Source organism: Mangrovimonas cancribranchiae (assembly GCF_037126245.1).
In the GTDB taxonomy this organism is placed as follows: domain Bacteria; phylum Bacteroidota; class Bacteroidia; order Flavobacteriales; family Flavobacteriaceae; genus Mangrovimonas; species Mangrovimonas cancribranchiae.
This window is the reverse complement of the sequence record NZ_CP136925.1, coordinates 1,362,540-1,380,693: the sequence shown is the minus strand read 5'-3', so window position 1 is coordinate 1,380,693 and position 18,154 is coordinate 1,362,540. Positions and strand designations below refer to the sequence as shown.

The following is an 18,154-nucleotide window of genomic DNA, read 5'->3' as shown; positions in this document are numbered from 1 at the left end:
ATTTAATAAATTTCTGTTTTTAACGTTATTTTACACATGGATTAGCTTTTTAGTGTCATCTAATTTGACAGAAAAAACGTATATATAAATAAACGAAACATAACATTATGAAGAAAGTACTTTTAACACTTACTAGTTTATTAGCAGTCACGGTATTAACCTATGCACAAGATATTTCTAAAAACGCTATTGGACTTCGTTTGGGAGACAGCGATGGTTTTGGAGCCGAAATATCATATCAACGCGCCATTATGGACAATAACCGACTAGAGTTTGATTTTGGTTGGCGTGATGGTAAACATTATGACGGTGTAAAACTTATTGGTTTATACCAATGGATTTGGAATATTGATGGTGGTTTTAACTGGTATGCTGGAGCTGGAGCTGGATTTGGAGCTTATAAAAATGAATATAGATATAATCACCCTGTTTATGGTTATGTTAAAGAAGAACATAGTGACTCTTTTGTTATTTTATCGGGAGATGTTGGTATAGAATACACATTCGATTTTCCTTTGCTTCTTTCTTTAGATGTAAGACCAGAATTAGGTTTTGGTGATGATTTATACGATAATGATGATCTAGATTTTGATATAGGTTTAGGTGTACGATATCAGTTCTAATCAACTACTTATTTATATATAAAAAAAGCGCCTGATTCAGGCGCTTTTTTTATGCTGTATGTTTTTATTTTGAAACCATATATTTAGATAAGGTTTCTTTGTATATTGATTCGTACTGAGGGACAATCTCATGAATATCAAATCTTGAAGCTTGTTCTTTGGCTTGTTGTTTAAATTGTTTTAAAGTCGTTTTGTCTTTAAGGATTAATAAAGCATTTTTAGCCATATCCTCAACATCTCCTACGGGACTTAAATAACCAGAAACACCATGTTTATTTACCTCTGGGATTCCACCAGAGTTGCTTGAAATTACAGGAACTCCCGCTGCCATAGCTTCTAATGCAGCAAGTCCAAAGCTTTCCGTTTCGGATGGTAAAATAAACAAGTCTGAAAAACATAAAATACGATCTATTTCATGACTGTTACCTAAAAACACGACTTGATTACTTATGCCTAACTCATCGCAAAGTGCTTCGGCGGCTTTCTTTTCAGGGCCTTCGCCTACAAGCATTAATTTGGCAGGTAGTTGTTTTTGTATTTTATAAAACACCTTTATAACGTCTGGAATGCGTTTTACTTTTCTTAAGTTACTAATGTGTGTAATAATAAGTTCGTGATCTTGTGCCATCATGCCACGTTGACAATCTGAAAACTCCTCTTTTTGCTTTCCTGTATCGATAAAGTTAGTCACGACATGAATATCATTTTTAATATCGAAAAGTCGTAAGGTATCGTTCTTTAAGCTTTCGGAAACAGCCGTAACAGCATCAGATTTATTAATACTAAATGTGACAGCGGTTTTGTAAAACGGGTGACTTCCTACTAGAGTGATATCGGTTCCGTGAAGTGTGGTAACAATTGGCAGATGAATACCTTCCTCCTGAAGCATTTTTTTGGCCATATAAGCGGCATATGCATGTGGAATGGCATAATGAACATGTAAGACTTCAATCCCATGAAGTTTTACCATGTCTACTAACTTACTTGAAAGCGCTAATTCATAGGGTTGATAATGAAAAAGTGGGTATTTAGGAACATTCACTTCATGAAAGTGTACATTATTACTTAATAGTTCTAGCCGAACAGGTTGTTTATAAGTTATAAAGTGAACTTCATGACCTCTTTTTGATAATTCTATCCCTAACTCGGTTGCAACAACACCGCTCCCGCCAAAGGTTGGATAGCAAACAATTCCTATTTTCATGTATTAATTTTTAATCTATTATTGCTTCGTAAATTAAGCGTTGAATTTCAGTTCTTATATTTTCGCGTAATAGTTTATTTCTACCTGCTTTTGGGTAAGTTCTATTTGCTAAAAAGACATATACTATTTCCTCGTCTGGATCGGCCCATGCATATGTTCCTGTAAATCCAGAATGCCCAAAACTTGTCATAGAAATACACCCGCAAGTTGGTCCTACATCACCTAATTGAGGTTTATCAAACCCTACACCTCGCCTATTGTCTTCACTACAAAAATAACAGGTGTTGAATTTTTCTAGTGTTTCAGGTTTTAAATAGCGTTTACCACCATAATATCCTTTTTGTAAATACATCTGCATAATTTTAGCAACATCGTTAGCGTTACTAAAAATACCTGCATGACCACCAATACCTCCTTGCATGGCTGCTCCCATATCGTGTACATAACCATGTACTTCTTGATAACGATAATAATCATCAACTTCGGTAGGAACTATTTTATCTCCACTAAATTTTGTGTTTGGGTTATAGGTAGTGTAATTGGCTCCAAGAGATTTGTAAAAGTGATTGTTAGCTAATTGACTTAAGCTTTTTTTATAATATTTTTCGATGTACTTTTTTAATATGTAATACGGTAAGTCGCTGTAACGATATTTGAGTCTATCTAGCAAATCACTATCTTTAATTGTTTTTTGTATGGAATCCATATAGTCTTTTCTCATATAGAGTTCATTAGCTACCTTAACACTAAATTTACCTGACGCTTCATTACGATAATATGCTGCGCTTGGTTTGTTTGTAACAGAATCTAAAGTGGCATAATAAAACGGTATCCAAGGTTTTAGTCGTGCGTAATGTGATAGCATTTCTTTTATAGTGACATTTTTTTTATTTGAATTTGCATATTCAGGTAAAATCTTAGATAGTTTTGTGTCTAAAGAAATAATGCCATTCTCTTCCATTTCCATAAGCAATGGTAACGTGGCTAAAATTTTGGTTAACGAAGCAACATCGTAAACATCATCAAAATGAACATTTTGGGCGTTTTTATTGTAAGTATGTTTACCAAAATTTTTATTGTAAATCACTTTGCCTTTTCTAGCAACAAGTAGTTGTATGCCAGGTGTCATTTCTTCTTTAATAGCATAATTAGCAACAGAATCTAATTTTTTAAGTTTTTCTGAGCTCATTCCTACACGTTCAGGAGTGCCATAACTTAGGTTTAAAATATCATTATACATAATGCCGTCTCCAGCATGAAAACCATTTCCTACAGTAACGGGTAGTGTTCCTTTAGCTGGTAAAGCGCCAAATAATAATTGTGCCGATTTTTGCTGGGCTATTTCACTGTTTTGGTAACTTACTACAATACTTTCAAAGTTTTCTACCGTAGATAAATCCAATAAGGCATATGGTTTCACAAATATATCGAGCACGACATTCTTTGTTCGTGCAAGTTCATATAACCACACTAATTCTTTATTTTTAAACGAACTACTTTTCCAAGGATTGGCATTAGAACGATGGAATCCAACAACAACTGTATTATAACCCGACAATTTTTGTAATAAAACATCTAAATTATCGGCAGAAATTTTATGGACTTTAGCATATTTTTGAAGTTCTTTAAAAAACACTGAGCCATCATCATCTCCCAAACTTACATAGGCAATATGCTTATCTTCAAGGTTACGAATAGGTAAAAAATCATTTTTGTTTTTTAAAACTGTAATAGCATTTTCGAAAAGCTTTTCGGAAAGTACGTTGTCTTCTACTCTATTTAAATCGGAAACTAGATTATTTAACGAAATAGGATTATAATGGTTTAAGCCAACCTTGTATTTAGCTTTTAGTATTTTTTTTACTGAGAGTGCTAATCGCTCTTCAGTAATATCACCGTTTTTATAGGCTTCAGCAATTTTTTCAATAGCTTTGGGAACGTTTTCAGAAATTAATAATACATCATTTCCTGCTAAGAAAGCTGCTAAATCTATATCGCCAGGTTCGCTATAATTTGCAGCTCCTTTCATGTTTAATGCATCAGTAAAAATAAGTCCTTCAAAACCTAGCGAGTCTTTTAAAATTCCTGTAACGATAGGTTTAGAAATAGATGACGGATAGTTGTCTCTGGAATCTAAAGCAGGAACATTTAAATGAGCTACCATAACACTTGAAAGTCCCTCTTTAATTAATGTTTTATAAGGATATAATTCAACCGAATCTATACGTTGTTTAGTAAAATTAACAGATGGTAATGTTTTATGCGAGTCGCTCTCGGTATCGCCATGTCCAGGGAAATGCTTTGCATTTGCTAAAACCCCAGCACTTTGCATACCTTTCATAAAGGCTAATGCTTTTTCGGTGACGTTATCTTTATTTTCACCAAAAGAACGATTTCCAATAATAGGATTTTTAGGATTTGTATTTATATCTACAACTGGCGCAAAATTAAAATGCACGCCTAAACGTTTACAATGCTCGCCTATATGTTTTCCTGTTTCCTCAATAAGTTTAAGGTCGTTTACAGCACCTAAAGTCATATTCCAAGGAAAAGCATAAGTGGAATCTAAACGCATGCTTAGTCCCCATTCGGCATCCATACCTACTAATAAAGGAATTTTTGAAGCAGACTGAAGTCTGTTATTTAACTTCGCCTGGCTAATAGGGTCGCCTGTTGAAAAAATAACACCACCAATAGCATTGTTTTTTACTTGTTGTAAAATAATATTTTCATGCCTAAGCCCTTTGTCAGAAAATACTTGAACCATGAATAGTTGTCCTATTTTCTCTTTTAAGGTCATGTTGTTATAAAGGCTGTCAACCCATTTGTTTTGGGCTTTGGGGTTGGTTGACGCTAATGGATTATTTTGTTGAGAAAAACAAAATGAAAATGAGAATATAGTGAGTATTAAACAGCTTTTTAAACGCATAGAGGTACTTGGGTTTTAATTCAATTATAATAAACTAAAAACTATGCCAAAATAATACTTTAAGAAACAATTTGGTAGGACTTTAAGATAGTTTTATTAAGAATTAATCAACTATTTAATGTCTGTTTTATAAATGTCTTTTGTTATTTTTGACTTATGAAATCACTAGTTAATACTTTTTCCGTTTTAGTTGTTAGTTTTTTATTGCTAACAAGCTGTTATAACTCTAATCGTAATTGTGCTGATTATAAAACAGGTACATTTGAATTTACTTATGTAGAGAAAGGTGAAGAAAAAACAGCCATTTTTGTAAGAACAGAAGCATATAGCGTAGATTATATAGGTGAAAAAGTAGATTCCTCATCAATACGATGGATAAACGATTGTGAGTTTATTTTAAAAAAATTACATCCAACTTCAAATTTGGAGAAGAAGCCCATTCATATGAAGATTATAAGTACTACTGAAGATTCTTATACATTTGAATACAAGTATGCTGTTGATGATTTAAATAGAGATAACCGAAAAATGCGTGGTGTGGCTAAAAAAATAGAATAATATGCTAGACTTTTTACTAACGGGCGATGCCATTATGGCATTATTAACCTTAACATTTCTAGAAATCATTTTAGGAATAGACAACATTGTTTTTATATCTATTGCAGCAAACAAATTACCCGAACACCAACGAAGCAAGGCAACAAATATTGGGTTGTTGTTAGCTATGTTTCAGCGTATTGTTTTGTTATTTTTTGTCTCATTTTTAATCGGTTTAAAAGAGCCTTTTTATACAATTGATAAAGATTGGCTACATATTTCTATAAGCTGGCAAGCCTTAATATTGTTTACAGGAGGGTTGTTTTTAATTTATAAAAGTACATCCGAAATACGAGAAAAAGTAGAGATGCCAGATCATGATGAAAAAGAAATAAAAAGCAAAAAAATCACATCATTATCGCAAGCTATAACACAAATACTTATAATAGATTTTATTTTCTCTATCGATTCTATTCTTACTGCGGTTGGTATGACTAACGGTCTGCATCCTAATCATAACTATGCTTTGGTGCTAATGATAATTGCTGTGGTTATATCTATTATCATAATGATAGGCTTTGCTAATCCTATTAGGAAATTTATAGACCAACACCCAAGTATGCAAGTTTTAGGTCTTGCATTTTTAATTTTAATTGGCTTTATGCTAATTACCGAAGCAGCTCACCTATCGCATACGTCTATTTTTGACCAAACTGTAGGTGCAATACCAAAAGGCTATCTCTATTTTGCTATTGCCTTTTCGTTGTTTGTCGAATTTATAAACTTTAGGATACAAAAAAACAATAGCAAAAAGAAACAGCATTAAAACAATGCTGTTTGTCCTTCACCATCTTTTGAGTCATTATCATCATCAGAATTGTTCTTGTTAGCTGAAGAATTTGTTTTTTTCTTCTCAGAAATCTCTTCTTCATCTATAACATCTATTTCATCTGCAGGTGTTTCTTTTGGTGCTTCATAAGGTAATGGATCCAGCAAATTAACCTGATTTACTTTTTCTTTAGTCAACTGATTTCCAATAGCATTAACACCTTTTATTGAAATAAATTCTTCAAGGTTTATTTCTTGATTAGCTTTACGGTCTTTTCCACGTTCTTTAGTAAATTCTATTTCGGCAACAGGTTTCCAATCGGTAGAAACAATTTCTAGTTGTGTGTCTGGGTGCTCGGGTAAAAAGTCCTCTTCTCTACCTTCGTTTTCAATTAAAAAACGTTTTACATAGTACAACTCTCGATCACCATTGTAATACACTACCGAAATAGGTTTTTTAGGTAGCCATTTTTCCATTACAATCATATCGCTGTCAAAATGAGTTGTTATTTCTGGAACAATGGTTTTTGCAACACCAGATTGTGTGATAATTAAAATACGGTCTTCTCCTCTAAACTCACCAACCAATTCGCCGCGCCCATCAACATTTAAACGCTGTACTGTATCGTCAAACCATATTTTTCGGGGTTTTAATGTAGATACACCTTTTTCTTTTAGCTCTATACGTTTTACAGCATATTTAGAAACAATATTTCCTTTTGAATTACGCCCTTTTATTAATATATCGGCAAAATCTAAGTCCCATTTTAATTTTTTAACGCTGCCTACCTGACGTAATAATATGGTAACAACTTCTGCTTCACCATTTGGATTAGCTGAAAAATACAGGACTTTCGAGCCTTTCTTACCGTTGGTTAAATCGTATTCACGATCTCTAGTAACAGATGTTACAGCAAAACGTTTTACATAAGTTGTTCCGCCTTTACCATCTAAATAAATCATATTATAAATGGTGCGTTTGTCTTTTTTCTTAAAGACAGCAACGTGTATAATATCTTTACCTACAAAGGTTTTGGTGTCTACTTTGGTAACCATCATTTTACCTTCTGCAGTAAAAACAATAATATCATCTATATCGGCGCAATCACACACATACTCATCTTTACGTAATGATGTTCCAATAAAGCCTTCTTTTCTATTTACGTAAAGCTTAGTATTTCTAATAACTACTTTTGTTGCGACAATATCTTCAAAAATCTTAATTTCTGTTTTACGTTCTTTCCCTTCTCCATAGTCTTTCTTTAAACGTTTAAAGTAAGCTATCGCGTAATCAATAAGATGCTCTAAATGATGTTTTATTTGCGCTATTTGATCTTCAAGAGCATCTATTTTTTGTTGCGCTTTATCGATATCAAATTTTGAAATTCGCTTGATTCGTATTTCGGTTAAACGTGTAATGTCTTCTTTTGTAACAGCACGTTTTAAGTGCTTAATATGAGGTTTTAAGCCTTTATCGATTGCTGAAATCACACCTTCCCATGTTTCTTCTTCTTCAATATCGCGATAAATTCTATTTTCAATAAAAATACGCTCTAACGATGCGAAATGCCATTGTTCTTCATACTCGTTAAGCTTAATTTCTAATTCGCTTTTTAGCAACTGAACCGTATTGTCTGTTGAGCGGCGTAAAATTTCAGAAACTCCAATAAATATAGGTTTATTGTCTTCAATAATACAACATAAGGGCGAAATGGAGTTTTCGCAATTGGTGAAGGCATAAAGTGCATCGATGGTTTTATCTGGTGAAATACCCGAATGTAAATGCACTAATATTTCAACTTCGGCAGCTGTATTGTCCTCGATTTTTTTGATTTTGATTTTTCCTTTATCATTCGCTTTTAAAATCGAATCGATTAAAGATGTTGTTGTTGTTCCGTAAGGAATTTCAGAAATTTTAAGTACATTTTTATCGTGGTGCCCAATTTTTGCTCTTACGCGTACTTTTCCGCCACGATTTCCATCATTATAATTTGTAAAATCGGCTTCACCTCCAGTTGGAAAATCTGGAAGTATTTTAAAGCGTTTCCCTTGTAGGTGTTTTATAGAGGCATCGATAAGCTCTATAAAATTATGAGGTAAAATACGTGTTGACAACCCAACGGCAATTCCCTCGGCGCCTTGTGCTAAAAGTAATGGAAACATGACAGGAAGATTAACAGGCTCTTTTCTTCTACCATCATACGATGCTTGCCATTCGGTAATTTTAGGGTTGTAAACAACATCTAAAGCGAACTTAGATAAACGTGCTTCGATGTAACGAGAAGCGGCTGCACTATCGCCAGTAAGAATATTTCCCCAGTTACCTTGTGTGTCTATTAACAAGTCTTTTTGACCAATTTGCACCATGGCATCTGCAATACTAGCGTCTCCATGCGGATGATACTGCATAGTATGCCCTACAATGTTGGCAACTTTATTGTAGCGTCCGTCGTCTAGCTCTTGCATAGCATGCATAATACGGCGTTGTACAGGTTTAAAGCCATCTTCAATGGCAGGTACTGCACGTTCAAGAATTACATAAGAAGCATAATCTAAGAACCAGTCCTTGTACATGCCTGTAACTTTGGTAATAGTGCCTTGGTCTTCGTTTTGTTCGTTCAAATCGTCTAACTCTTCGCTCATTGACTCGTTTTATATTTTTTATTATGCTTAATCATTTTCCTTAATGATTGCTTGATATATTTTCGTTTCTTTTTTGATACTAGTGTGACGTTAAATGTTTCTTTTCTAGTATGATTTTTTGAGTTTTTAATATATAGTACTAAAGTTTTATAAATAACATAATTATGAAATTTAAAGGCTGATAATCTGTCTTTTTCAAATTCTATAGTTTTTTCACGATAATTAAAGTGATCTGAAAGTAATAGTCCTTTGTTGGTTACTACAACTTTTACACCATCGCTATCATATTCGAAATATTTTGAAATAAAATGTACTAGAAAAAATAATAAAGCAAATCCGCCAAAAATTATAGCAAATGTTACAACTGGATCTTTGGTGACATCGCGAAAGGCGTTAAATACGGTTGCCAAAAGTATGGCAAGAACCACCAGTATAAAATATACCGAGATAATAACATTTTTCATTTTTCCGTTATTGGTTCTCATATTTTATTCCTCGACAATATCTAACTCTACTTTTAGGTTATCAATAATAAATTCTTGCCTATTAGGAGTATTTTTTCCCATATAGAAACTTAGTAATTCCTCGATAGACTTATCTTTATCTAACATTATAGGATCTAAGCGGATATCTTCTCCTATAAAGAATTGAAATTCATCGGGCGAAATTTCACCAAGTCCTTTAAATCGGGTGATTTCAGGTTTTGGTTTCAGTTCATTTATGGCGTTTCTTCGTTCTTCTTCAGAATAACAGTAAATAGTTTTCTTTTTGTTTCTTACGCGGAATAATGGTGTTTGTAAAATATATAAATGCCCTTCTTTAATTAATTCAGGAAAAAACTGCAGGAAAAATGTAATTAACAACAAACGTATGTGCATACCGTCTACGTCGGCATCGGTGGCAATTACAATGTTATTGTAACGTAAATCCTCCATGGATTCTTCTATGTTTAAGGCAGCTTGGAGTAAGTTAAATTCCTCATTTTCATAAACAATTTTTTTGCTCATGCCATAGGAATTCAAGGGTTTACCACGCAAACTAAAAACCGCTTGGGTGTTAACATCTCGTGACTTTGTAATACTTCCAGATGCTGAATCTCCCTCGGTAATAAACAACGTGGTTTCTAAACGTCTGTCATTTTTTAAATCGCCCAAATGCACACGGCAATCGCGTAGTTTTTTATTATGAAGACTTGCCTTTTTAGCACGTTCTTTAGCAAGTTTTCTAATACCAGAAAGTTCTTTACGCTCACGTTCGGCTTGTAAAATTTTACGTTGAAGTTTTTCGGCTGTTTCTGGGTTTTTATGTAAAAAGTTATCTAAATGTGTTTTTACAAAATCGTTAACATAAGTACGCACGGTTGGCAAATCGCCTCCCATATCTGTCGACCCTAATTTAGTTTTGGTCTGACTTTCAAATACTGGCTCCATCACTTTAATGGAAATGGCAGACACCACAGATTTTCTTACATCGGAGGCATCGTAATTTTTGCCGTAAAACTCTCGAATGGTTCTTACTAAAGCTTCTCTAAAAGCAGATAAATGTGTGCCGCCTTGTGTGGTATTTTGCCCGTTAACGAAAGAGTGATATTCTTCGCTATATTGTGTTTTATGGTGCGTAAGCGCTATTTCTATATCGTCACCACGCAGGTGAATAATGGGATAGATTTTATCGGCATCATTAATGTTTTCTTCTAATAAATCTTTTAATCCGTTTTCGCTATAATATTTTTCGCCGTTAAAAACTATAGTCAGTCCAGGATTTAGGTATACATAGTTTTTAAGCATTTTTGCCACATATTCGTGACGATACTTATAGTTTTTGAAGATAGATTCGTCTGGCACGAAAGAGACTTTGGTCCCTTTTCGTCTTGAGGTTTCATCTAAAAATTCTTCGTTTTTTAGCTCACCAAGTTCAAACTCTGCTGAGGCCGATTTACCATCACGGGTAGATTCTACTCTAAAATGTGTTGATAAGGCGTTGACAGCTTTAGTACCAACACCATTTAATCCAACCGATTTTTTAAAGGCTCTTGAATCGTATTTTCCACCCGTATTCATTTTAGAAACCACATCAACCACTTTTCCTAAAGGAATACCGCGACCATAATCGCGAACAATAACTTTATTACCTTGGATGGAAATTTCGATAGTTTTTCCAGCTCCCATAACAAATTCGTCTATGGAGTTGTCTAAGACTTCTTTTAGTAGAATATAAATACCATCGTCTTGGGAAGAACCATCGCCTAATTTCCCGATGTACATTCCAGGACGCATACGGATGTGTTCTTTCCAATCGAGTGAGCGTATGTTATCTTCGGTATATTGGGTTTGATCTGCCATAAAATTAATATGCGTGAACGTTAGCGATAGACTGCTAATATAAGATATAGTGATATAAAATGAAACTTAGATTTTATAAAGTAATTAACAATAAAAAAGCCAACATTGTTGAGAACGTTGGCTTTAAGAGTGTTATATTTTTAGATACTGCTATCTAATTAACTTTTTGTACTTAATTCGTTTAGGCATAATATCGCCGCCTAATCGTTTCTTTTTATTTTCTTCGTAATCGCTAAAGCTACCTTCAAAGAAATACACTTGGCTATCACCTTCGAAAGCTAATATATGTGTACAAATACGGTCTAAAAACCAACGGTCGTGAGAGATGACTACAGCACATCCTGCAAAGTTTTCTAAACCTTCTTCTAAAGCACGAAGTGTATTAACATCTAAATCGTTAGTAGGCTCATCCAATAATAAGACGTTGCCTTCTTCTTTTAGTGTCATGGCTAAGTGTAAACGGTTTCGTTCACCTCCCGATAGTAAGGAAACTTTTTTGTTTTGTTCACTTCCAGAAAAATTAAATCGACTTAAATAGGCTCTAGAGTTTACTTGCCTGCTTCCCATCATGACTAATTCTTGTTCGTCACTAAAGTTTTGCCAAATAGTTTTTTCGGGATCTATATTTGAATGACTTTGATCTACATAAGCAATTTTAGCTGTTTCGCCTACTTCAAACTCACCTTTATCTGGAGTTTCTTCTCCCATAATCATTCTAAAAATGGTTGTTTTTCCTGCACCGTTAGGTCCAATAACTCCTACTATTCCTGCTTGTGGAAGTTTAAAGTTTAAATCTTCATAAAGTAATTTGTCGCCATAGGCCTTGCTTACTCCTTTGGCTTCTATTACATTGGTTCCTAAACGTGGGCCGTTAGGAATATAAATTTCAAGCTTTTCGTCAAGTTGTTTTTGGTCTTGACTCATTAACTTATCATAGTTATTTAAACGAGCTTTTTGTTTTGCTTGACGTCCTTTTGGAGCCATTTTTACCCATTCTAACTCGCGTTCTAATGTTTTTTGACGCTTAGAGGCAGCTTTTTGTTCTTGTGCCATACGCTTAGACTTTTGATCTAGCCATGAAGAATAGTTTCCTTTCCAAGGAATGCCTTCACCTCTATCTAACTCTAAAATCCAACCAGCAACATTGTCTAGAAAATAACGATCGTGCGTTACGGCAATAACAGTGCCTTTATATTGTGCTAAATGATGTTCTAACCAATGTACCGATTCGGCATCTAAATGGTTAGTAGGCTCATCTAAGAGTAGAATATCTGGTTCTTGTAATAATAAACGACAAAGTGCTACACGACGACGCTCACCACCAGAAAGCACGCCTATTTTTTTATCACCTTCAGGTGTACGAAGTGCATCCATAGCTATTTCCAACTTGGTGTCTAATTCCCAAGCATTGGAGGCGTCAATTTTATCCTGAAGTTCGGCTTGACGATTCATAAGCTTTTCCATTTTATCTGGATCGCTATATACTTCCTCTAAACCAAACATATCGTTTATTTTGTTGTATTCATCAAGGATAGCAACAGTTTCTGCAGCGCCTTCTTTTACAATTTCTAAGACAGTTTTTTCATCGTCTAATTTTGGTTCTTGTTCTAAATAACCTACAGAATATCCTGGTGAAAATACCACATCGCCTTGATAGTTTTTATCGACTCCTGCGATAATTTTTAACAGCGTAGACTTACCAGAACCATTTAAACCTAGAATACCAATTTTAGCCCCATAAAAGAAACTTAAATATATATTTTTAAGCACTGGTGTATTAGCACTTTGAAATGTCTTGGTAACCCCAGACATTGAAAAAATTACTTTTTTATCGTCACTCATAAATACGTTTTAGTTTTAAATTCTTAAAATATTTTAGGATTAAACACGCCCTTTTAAAGCGTTAAAAACCCATGCAATGGCAAAGAAACCTATGCCTACAGCAGCAAATCCCCAGCCAGCGACATCGTCATATCTGAAAGCACCCAATGCTATTAAACTTAATCCTACTATTATCATAATCCATGTTGCCCAAGCTAACACGGTGTTTTTATTCATTGCCATTAATTTACTATTTTGTTTAAGAATACAAATATCGTGTTTTAACTAACATAATTCAACCAAAGCACATTGTTTTAAATAATCTTTAGAATATGCGCTTCAAGAAGCTATTAAATTAGCCTTATAAATATACTATTTTATGCTATAATAAATTTTGAAATTCGTAAATCTAGCTTTCATTTTTTCTTAATTTCTTAATTAACTTTTTCTTATCATTTTTTATTCTCTCATTACTTACAACGAAACTAATTTTGTTTATTGTATTTAAAAAAAATCAATATATAATATATGAATAAAGCTTTACTATCATTGGCTATTGGAGGGTTTGGGATAGGATTAACAGAATTTGTTATTATGGGTATTTTACCTGATGTAGCTAAAGCTTTTGATATTAGTATTCCGGATGCTGGACATTTTATTTCTGCCTATGCTTTAGGTGTTGTTATTGGTGCGCCTATACTTACAACTATAGGTAATAAATGGTCTGCAACTAGAGTATTATTATTACTTATGGTCTGGTTTACAATTTTTAATACTTTATCTGCATTTGCTACGGGATATTATTCGTTTATAATTTTACGTTTTTTATCGGGTTTACCTCATGGAGCTTTTTTTGGTATTGGTGCTGTAGTTGCCGGAAAATTATCTAAAGACGGTAAAGAAGCGCAAGGGATTGCTATTATGTTTAGCGGATTAACTGTTGCAAACCTTTTAGGTGTACCTTTAGGAACTTATTTAGGTAAAAATTTTAGTTGGAGTATTTCTTTTTTAATGGTAGGTTTAGTTGGTATAGTTGCGGTTTTAGGTGTGAAATTCTGGATGCCTAAGTTAACACAATCAACAAAAACAAATTTTTTAAGTGATTTTAAAATTTTTAAACGATTGGAGTTATGGCTTATTATATTACTTACAACTATTGGTACTGGTGGTTTTTTCGCATGGTATAGTTATATAGCTCCTTTAATTACTGATGTTGCAGGATATGCTGAAAGTGTGGTGTCTTATGCTATGATATTAGCTGGATTAGGTATGGTTATTGGAAACTTTTTAGGGGCAAAACTCACAGAAAAATACTCGCCATTAAACACTGTTGCAATAGTATTATGTATGATGGCTTTATGTCTTTCTTTAAATACCTTTTTAGCATCAAACAAAATACTCGTTTTAGTTATGACATTTATAATTGGTATTGTATCGTTTGCTATATCCACCCCTATACAAATGCTTATTATAAAATCAGCTAAAGGTTCTGAAACATTAGGATCATCTCTTAATCAAAGTGCTTTTAATATTGGTAATGCATCAGGGGCTTATTTTGCAGGACTTCCTATTGCTATGGGATACGGATACACTGCTGCAGATTGGGTTGGTGCTGCTATGGCCTGCTGTGGTGTTTTTATTGCATTATTCATACTCCTATTAAGAAAATACAAACGATTAATTGTCATATTTCCAAGAAAAAAGGTGTTTAAAAAAGGATAAAATAGTCTTGTTTAAAAAAATATTCTTAATTTTGTATTATTATCATAATAATTATGTTTTCAAAAGCTTGTGAATATGGTATTAAAGCAGCAATTTATATTGCCGCTAAGTCTAACGAAGGTAAACGTGTTAGCCTAAAAGGTATTGCAAAACATATTAATTCACCCGAAGCTTTTACCGCAAAAATTCTCCAAATACTTGCTCGAGAAAATATAGTTACTTCTGTAAGAGGTATTAATGGTGGATTTGAAATTGAACCTTCTAAATTAGAAACTATTTTTTTATCTGATATAGTTAAAGCTATTGATGATGATGACATTTACAAAGGTTGTGGGATTGGTTTAAAAGAATGTAATGAACTCCACCCTTGCCCTATTCATAACGACTTTAAAAAAGTTAGAAATAGTTTAAGAGACTTGTTAGAGACAACAAATTTGAAGCAATTAGCTTTAAACGTGCATTCTGGCAACTCTTTTTTGCGTGTTTAAAAAAATTTAAATATAAACAGGACAAATATATCCGAATAAAAATAATAATTATGGAAACCTTACAAAAAGACACAACAAAACAAATAGGAAGTTATGTCGCCAACGATTACAGAACGGCTGCTGTATTCTCAAAATACGGTATCGATTTTTGCTGCAAAGGTCATAGAACCATCCAAGAGGTTTGTGAAAAGAAAGACATTGATTCCAATGTATTGCTGGATGACTTAAACGCTATTATGACTTCACATTCTGGCGAAAGTATAGATTACAAATCTTGGCCCTTAGATCTACTTGCCGATTATATAGAAAAAAAGCATCATCGCTATGTCGAGGAAAAAATTCCAGTACTAAAACAGTTTTTAGCTAAACTATGTAAAGTACACGGAAGTCGACACCCAGAATTGTTTGAAATCAACGAACTTTTTACGGCATCAGCTGGCGAACTAGCTGCACATATGAAAAAAGAAGAGCTCATCCTCTTCCCGTTTGTAAAAAAAATGGTGAAAGCCACAATGTCTGGGCAACCTATTAAAGTTCCAGGTTTTGGAACCGTAGAAAATCCCATCGCAACCATGATGGAAGAGCACGATAACGAAGGTGAGCGTTTTAGAAAAATAGCAGAACTCACTAATAACTACAATCCGCCAGCAGATGCCTGCAACACCTATCGTGTGACTTTTGCCATGCTTAACGAGTTTGAACAAGATTTACATTTACATATTCATTTAGAAAATAACATTCTATTTCCTGAAGCAACTAAATTAGAAGGCCGCTTTTCTTGATAAAAAAACAGCCTTGTTACAATATTATAATGTTATCATAGGAACCTCAATAAACAGCAATTCTGAGTTTTTATTTGCTTTAATGGTAAATGCTTTAGTTTCATAAACACCCATAGCATCTCTAGACTCTAATGAATTGTTGTTTATTTCAATTGCTCCAGAAATAGTCATTATATAAACCCCGTGATTATCACTTTTAAGATTATAGGTAAATGTTTGTCCTTCTTCCAAATCAATACGAGATAATCTAGCATCTTGATGGATTTTTAAACTACCAGCTTCGGCATCATTAAACGAGCTTACTAGTGTTTGTAGTTTGCCTTGTCTGTCCTCTGTTTTAAATTGTTTTTGGTCATAACGTGGTGTTACGCCTTGCTTTTCTGGTATAACCCAAATTTGAAACAAACTCAAGTATTCATCTGCCGAGCCATTAATCTCAGAGTGTTGCACACCTGTTCCAGCGCTCATTACTTGCACTTCGCCTGGCAAAACTTGTTGCCAATCACTTTGCATATTATCACGATGTTTTAACACGCCTTTAAGCGGAATGGTAATGATTTCCATATTGTCGTGCGGATGTGTTCCAAATCCCATTTTTGGAGCAATAGTATCATCATTTAATACGCGTAATGCGCCAAAATGAATACGCTCTGGATTGAACCAGCCAGCAAAACTAAACGAATGATTAGCTTGTAACCATCCGTGGTTTGCAAATCCTCTTGTATCTGCTTTATGTATTATAGTTTTCATTTTTAAATCCTTTCTGGGTTTCCCTTTTTTATCTTAATTTATCTAATAAGTCGCTTAGTTGCGATGCTTCTTTTTGTGTGATTTTTTTTAACCAATCGTCATTAAAGTCTTCTGAAATATCTTTTAAAAGTTGTCGTCCAGAGTCCGTAATGACTACCTGAACTACCCTTCTATCAGTTTTAGAAGGTATACGTTCTATTAATTGTTTTGCACATAATTTATCGGTTAGTCGTGTGGCGTTAGGTGCACGTTCAATCATTCTAGATTTTACTGTTTGCATTGTTAATGGCTCGTCTGCACCACGTAGTATGCGTAAAATATTGTACTGTTGTGGCGATAGCCCAAATTGTGCAAAAAACGTGTTTTGCTTAGCCGAAATCCAATTTGCGGTATACAAAATATTGATTAACGCTTTAGACCGATTATCTTTAAAAGACGAGTTAATATCTTTTGAAATATCTCCCATAACCGTTATGCTTTTACATCGTTATAATCATCTGCTTTCTTTTTGAAAACAGCTGCAGCAAAGGGACAAAGCGGTGTGATTTTCAAATTATTTTTTCTGGCAAATTGTACTGTTTCTTCAATCAGTTTGTAACCAACACCTTGACCTTTTAAACTAGAATCGACCTCTGTATGGTCGATAATTATTTTTGACGGCCCAGCAAATACATAGGTCATTTCTGCAATGCGGTGCTTGTCTTTTTTAATGTAAAAAACACCTTTTTTATTGTCGCTATCGTGTAAAATCTCCATAGTTATAGTGCGTTTTTGAATTTATCAAGTTCAGCTATTAACTGATTATTAAGTTCTTTATCATTTATCTTACCTTCAGAAAAGTTGTCTTTGAATTTTGGGAGTGAAAATACACCAACAATATTGGCATTATGTCTTGGGAAGCGATCTTCTGCAATGGTTAACACCGATTGGCCTCCTCTAGCTCCTGGCGATGTTGCCATAAGCAACATTGGTTTACCAAAGAAAGTCTTTGATTCTATTCTAGACATCCAATCAAACATATTTTTAAATACTGCAGAATAAGCGCCGTTGTGCTCTGCCAAAGAAATTATTATGCCATCGGCTGCTTTAATTTTGTTTAATAGTTTATGTGCATTTTCAGGTTGACCATCCATACTTGTCTCTAGATCAACACTAAACAATGGCACATCAAAATCGTTCAAGTCCAGGACTTCTGCTTTAACATTGTCCACCAAATTTGCTGCATAAGTTGCTAATTGTTTATTAATGGATGTTTTACTGTTGCTCCCCGCAAAGGCAATTATATGTTTCATAAGTATTATTTTATTTTTCTAGGCAAATATATGGCAAAAACATTTATTTACCAAGGAAACTATTTCCTTGTAATATATTTTAACATAGCTTTTGCATTATAACGTTTTCGTAGCAAGGTTAAGTTTTGTATTTTTAGCCTGGAATTAACAACTTGCGTTAGGGATTGCAGCGGCATCCTCCCTTTGGGAGATA

At 33.9% G+C, this 18,154-nt stretch carries 17 protein-coding genes; 6 read left to right on the top strand and 11 right to left on the bottom strand.

Annotated features, from left to right (window positions below; translation table 11 throughout):
- The first annotated feature begins 107 nt into the window (after positions 1-107).
- Positions 108-623, top strand: a complete 516-nt coding sequence (locus R3L15_RS06160) for a hypothetical protein (protein WP_338733895.1) — start codon at positions 108-110, stop codon at positions 621-623.
- Between the two features lie 64 nt (positions 624-687).
- On the opposite strand, the gene bshA is transcribed toward R3L15_RS06160, so the two are convergent.
- Together bshA and R3L15_RS06150 are read right to left on the bottom strand one after the other, a co-directional pair.
- Entirely contained in the window at positions 688-1,827 is a 1,140-nt protein-coding gene (gene bshA / locus R3L15_RS06155) for an N-acetyl-alpha-D-glucosaminyl L-malate synthase BshA (RefSeq protein WP_338733894.1), read from the bottom strand.
- A gap of 10 nt (positions 1,828-1,837) precedes the next feature.
- Positions 1,838-4,756 (bottom strand): glycoside hydrolase family 3 N-terminal domain-containing protein, encoded by a 2,919-nt coding sequence (locus tag R3L15_RS06150; RefSeq protein ID WP_338733893.1) that lies wholly within the window; start codon positions 4,754-4,756, stop codon positions 1,838-1,840.
- Between the two features lie 156 nt (positions 4,757-4,912).
- Here R3L15_RS06150 and R3L15_RS06145 point away from each other — a divergent pair, with 156 nt between their 5' ends.
- Positions 4,913-5,314, top strand: a complete 402-nt coding sequence (locus R3L15_RS06145; RefSeq protein ID WP_338733892.1) for a hypothetical protein — start codon at positions 4,913-4,915, stop codon at positions 5,312-5,314.
- Position 5,315: 1 nt separating this feature from the next.
- On the top strand, positions 5,316-6,119 hold the full coding sequence (locus tag R3L15_RS06140; protein ID WP_338733891.1) for a TerC family protein: 804 nt from the start codon (positions 5,316-5,318) through the stop codon (positions 6,117-6,119).
- On the opposite strand, the gene R3L15_RS06135 is transcribed toward R3L15_RS06140, so the two are convergent.
- From R3L15_RS06135 to R3L15_RS06115, 5 genes are all read right to left on the bottom strand, one after another.
- Positions 6,116-8,764 (bottom strand): DNA gyrase/topoisomerase IV subunit A, encoded by a 2,649-nt coding sequence (locus R3L15_RS06135; RefSeq protein ID WP_338733889.1) that lies wholly within the window; start codon positions 8,762-8,764, stop codon positions 6,116-6,118. The genes R3L15_RS06140 and R3L15_RS06135 overlap by 4 nt on opposite strands.
- Positions 8,761-9,249: a hypothetical protein gene (locus tag R3L15_RS06130; RefSeq protein WP_338733887.1), complete on the bottom strand. Its 489-nt coding sequence runs from the start codon at positions 9,247-9,249 to the stop codon at positions 8,761-8,763. Before R3L15_RS06130 ends, R3L15_RS06135 begins: the two co-directional genes overlap by 4 nt.
- Positions 9,250-9,252: 3 nt before the next feature.
- Positions 9,253-11,106, bottom strand: a complete 1,854-nt coding sequence (locus tag R3L15_RS06125; RefSeq protein ID WP_338733886.1) for a DNA topoisomerase IV subunit B — start codon at positions 11,104-11,106, stop codon at positions 9,253-9,255.
- Between the two features lie 150 nt (positions 11,107-11,256).
- Complete coding sequence (ettA, locus tag R3L15_RS06120) at positions 11,257-12,948, bottom strand: energy-dependent translational throttle protein EttA (protein WP_338733885.1); 1,692 nt, start codon at positions 12,946-12,948, stop codon at positions 11,257-11,259.
- A gap of 39 nt (positions 12,949-12,987) precedes the next feature.
- Positions 12,988-13,170 (bottom strand): CAL67264 family membrane protein, encoded by a 183-nt coding sequence (locus R3L15_RS06115; protein WP_125468498.1) that lies wholly within the window; start codon positions 13,168-13,170, stop codon positions 12,988-12,990.
- Positions 13,171-13,455: 285 nt separating this feature from the next.
- Here R3L15_RS06115 and R3L15_RS06110 point away from each other — a divergent pair, with 285 nt between their 5' ends.
- Genes R3L15_RS06110 through ric form a run of 3 tightly spaced genes read left to right on the top strand, consistent with a single transcriptional unit; the run spans position 13,456 to position 15,919 of the window.
- Entirely contained in the window at positions 13,456-14,649 is a 1,194-nt protein-coding gene (locus tag R3L15_RS06110; protein ID WP_338733883.1) for an MFS transporter, read from the top strand.
- 53 nt (positions 14,650-14,702) lie between these two features.
- Entirely contained in the window at positions 14,703-15,137 is a 435-nt protein-coding gene (locus R3L15_RS06105) for an Rrf2 family transcriptional regulator (RefSeq protein WP_338733882.1), read from the top strand.
- Between the two features lie 50 nt (positions 15,138-15,187).
- Positions 15,188-15,919, top strand: a complete 732-nt coding sequence (gene ric, locus R3L15_RS06100; RefSeq protein ID WP_338733881.1) for an iron-sulfur cluster repair di-iron protein — start codon at positions 15,188-15,190, stop codon at positions 15,917-15,919.
- A 24-nt stretch (positions 15,920-15,943) separates the two neighbouring features.
- On the opposite strand, the gene R3L15_RS06095 is transcribed toward ric, so the two are convergent.
- The 4 genes from R3L15_RS06095 to R3L15_RS06080 are packed head-to-tail and all read right to left on the bottom strand — an operon-like array spanning position 15,944 to position 17,961.
- Positions 15,944-16,669, bottom strand: a complete 726-nt coding sequence (locus R3L15_RS06095; protein WP_338733880.1) for a pirin family protein — start codon at positions 16,667-16,669, stop codon at positions 15,944-15,946.
- Between the two features lie 28 nt (positions 16,670-16,697).
- A complete protein-coding gene (locus R3L15_RS06090) occupies positions 16,698-17,135 on the bottom strand; it encodes a MarR family transcriptional regulator (protein ID WP_338733879.1) in 438 nt (145 codons plus the stop codon).
- A gap of 5 nt (positions 17,136-17,140) precedes the next feature.
- Positions 17,141-17,425 carry a GNAT family N-acetyltransferase gene (locus tag R3L15_RS06085; RefSeq protein ID WP_338733878.1) on the bottom strand — a complete coding sequence of 95 codons (285 nt, stop codon included), beginning with the start codon at positions 17,423-17,425 and terminating at the stop codon, positions 17,141-17,143.
- Positions 17,426-17,427: 2 nt separating this feature from the next.
- Positions 17,428-17,961, bottom strand: coding sequence for an NAD(P)H-dependent oxidoreductase (locus R3L15_RS06080; RefSeq protein ID WP_338733877.1), 534 nt, complete (start codon positions 17,959-17,961; stop codon positions 17,428-17,430).
- Positions 17,962-18,154: the final 193 nt, after the last annotated feature.

Bases quoted from the DNA above. Each gene is read 5' to 3' on its own strand.
- R3L15_RS06140 (WP_338733891.1), top strand. From the start codon at position 5,316: ATGCTAGACTTTTTACTAACGGGCGATGCCATTATGGCATTATTAACC.
- R3L15_RS06105 (WP_338733882.1), top strand. From the start codon at position 14,703: ATGTTTTCAAAAGCTTGTGAATATGGTATTAAAGCAGCAATTTATATT.
- ric (WP_338733881.1), top strand. From the start codon at position 15,188: ATGGAAACCTTACAAAAAGACACAACAAAACAAATAGGAAGTTATGTC.
- R3L15_RS06130 (WP_338733887.1), bottom strand. From the start codon at position 9,249: ATGAGAACCAATAACGGAAAAATGAAAAATGTTATTATCTCGGTATAT.
- R3L15_RS06160 (WP_338733895.1), top strand. From the start codon at position 108: ATGAAGAAAGTACTTTTAACACTTACTAGTTTATTAGCAGTCACGGTA.
- R3L15_RS06110 (WP_338733883.1), top strand. From the start codon at position 13,456: ATGAATAAAGCTTTACTATCATTGGCTATTGGAGGGTTTGGGATAGGA.
- ettA (WP_338733885.1), bottom strand. From the start codon at position 12,948: ATGAGTGACGATAAAAAAGTAATTTTTTCAATGTCTGGGGTTACCAAG.
- R3L15_RS06115 (WP_125468498.1), bottom strand. From the start codon at position 13,170: ATGGCAATGAATAAAAACACCGTGTTAGCTTGGGCAACATGGATTATG.
- bshA (WP_338733894.1), bottom strand. From the start codon at position 1,827: ATGAAAATAGGAATTGTTTGCTATCCAACCTTTGGCGGGAGCGGTGTT.
- R3L15_RS06095 (WP_338733880.1), bottom strand. From the start codon at position 16,669: ATGAAAACTATAATACATAAAGCAGATACAAGAGGATTTGCAAACCAC.
- R3L15_RS06080 (WP_338733877.1), bottom strand. From the start codon at position 17,961: ATGAAACATATAATTGCCTTTGCGGGGAGCAACAGTAAAACATCCATT.
- R3L15_RS06085 (WP_338733878.1), bottom strand. From the start codon at position 17,425: ATGGAGATTTTACACGATAGCGACAATAAAAAAGGTGTTTTTTACATT.
- R3L15_RS06125 (WP_338733886.1), bottom strand. From the start codon at position 11,106: ATGGCAGATCAAACCCAATATACCGAAGATAACATACGCTCACTCGAT.
- R3L15_RS06145 (WP_338733892.1), top strand. From the start codon at position 4,913: ATGAAATCACTAGTTAATACTTTTTCCGTTTTAGTTGTTAGTTTTTTA.
- R3L15_RS06090 (WP_338733879.1), bottom strand. From the start codon at position 17,135: ATGGGAGATATTTCAAAAGATATTAACTCGTCTTTTAAAGATAATCGG.
- R3L15_RS06135 (WP_338733889.1), bottom strand. From the start codon at position 8,764: ATGAGCGAAGAGTTAGACGATTTGAACGAACAAAACGAAGACCAAGGC.
- R3L15_RS06150 (WP_338733893.1), bottom strand. From the start codon at position 4,756: ATGCGTTTAAAAAGCTGTTTAATACTCACTATATTCTCATTTTCATTT.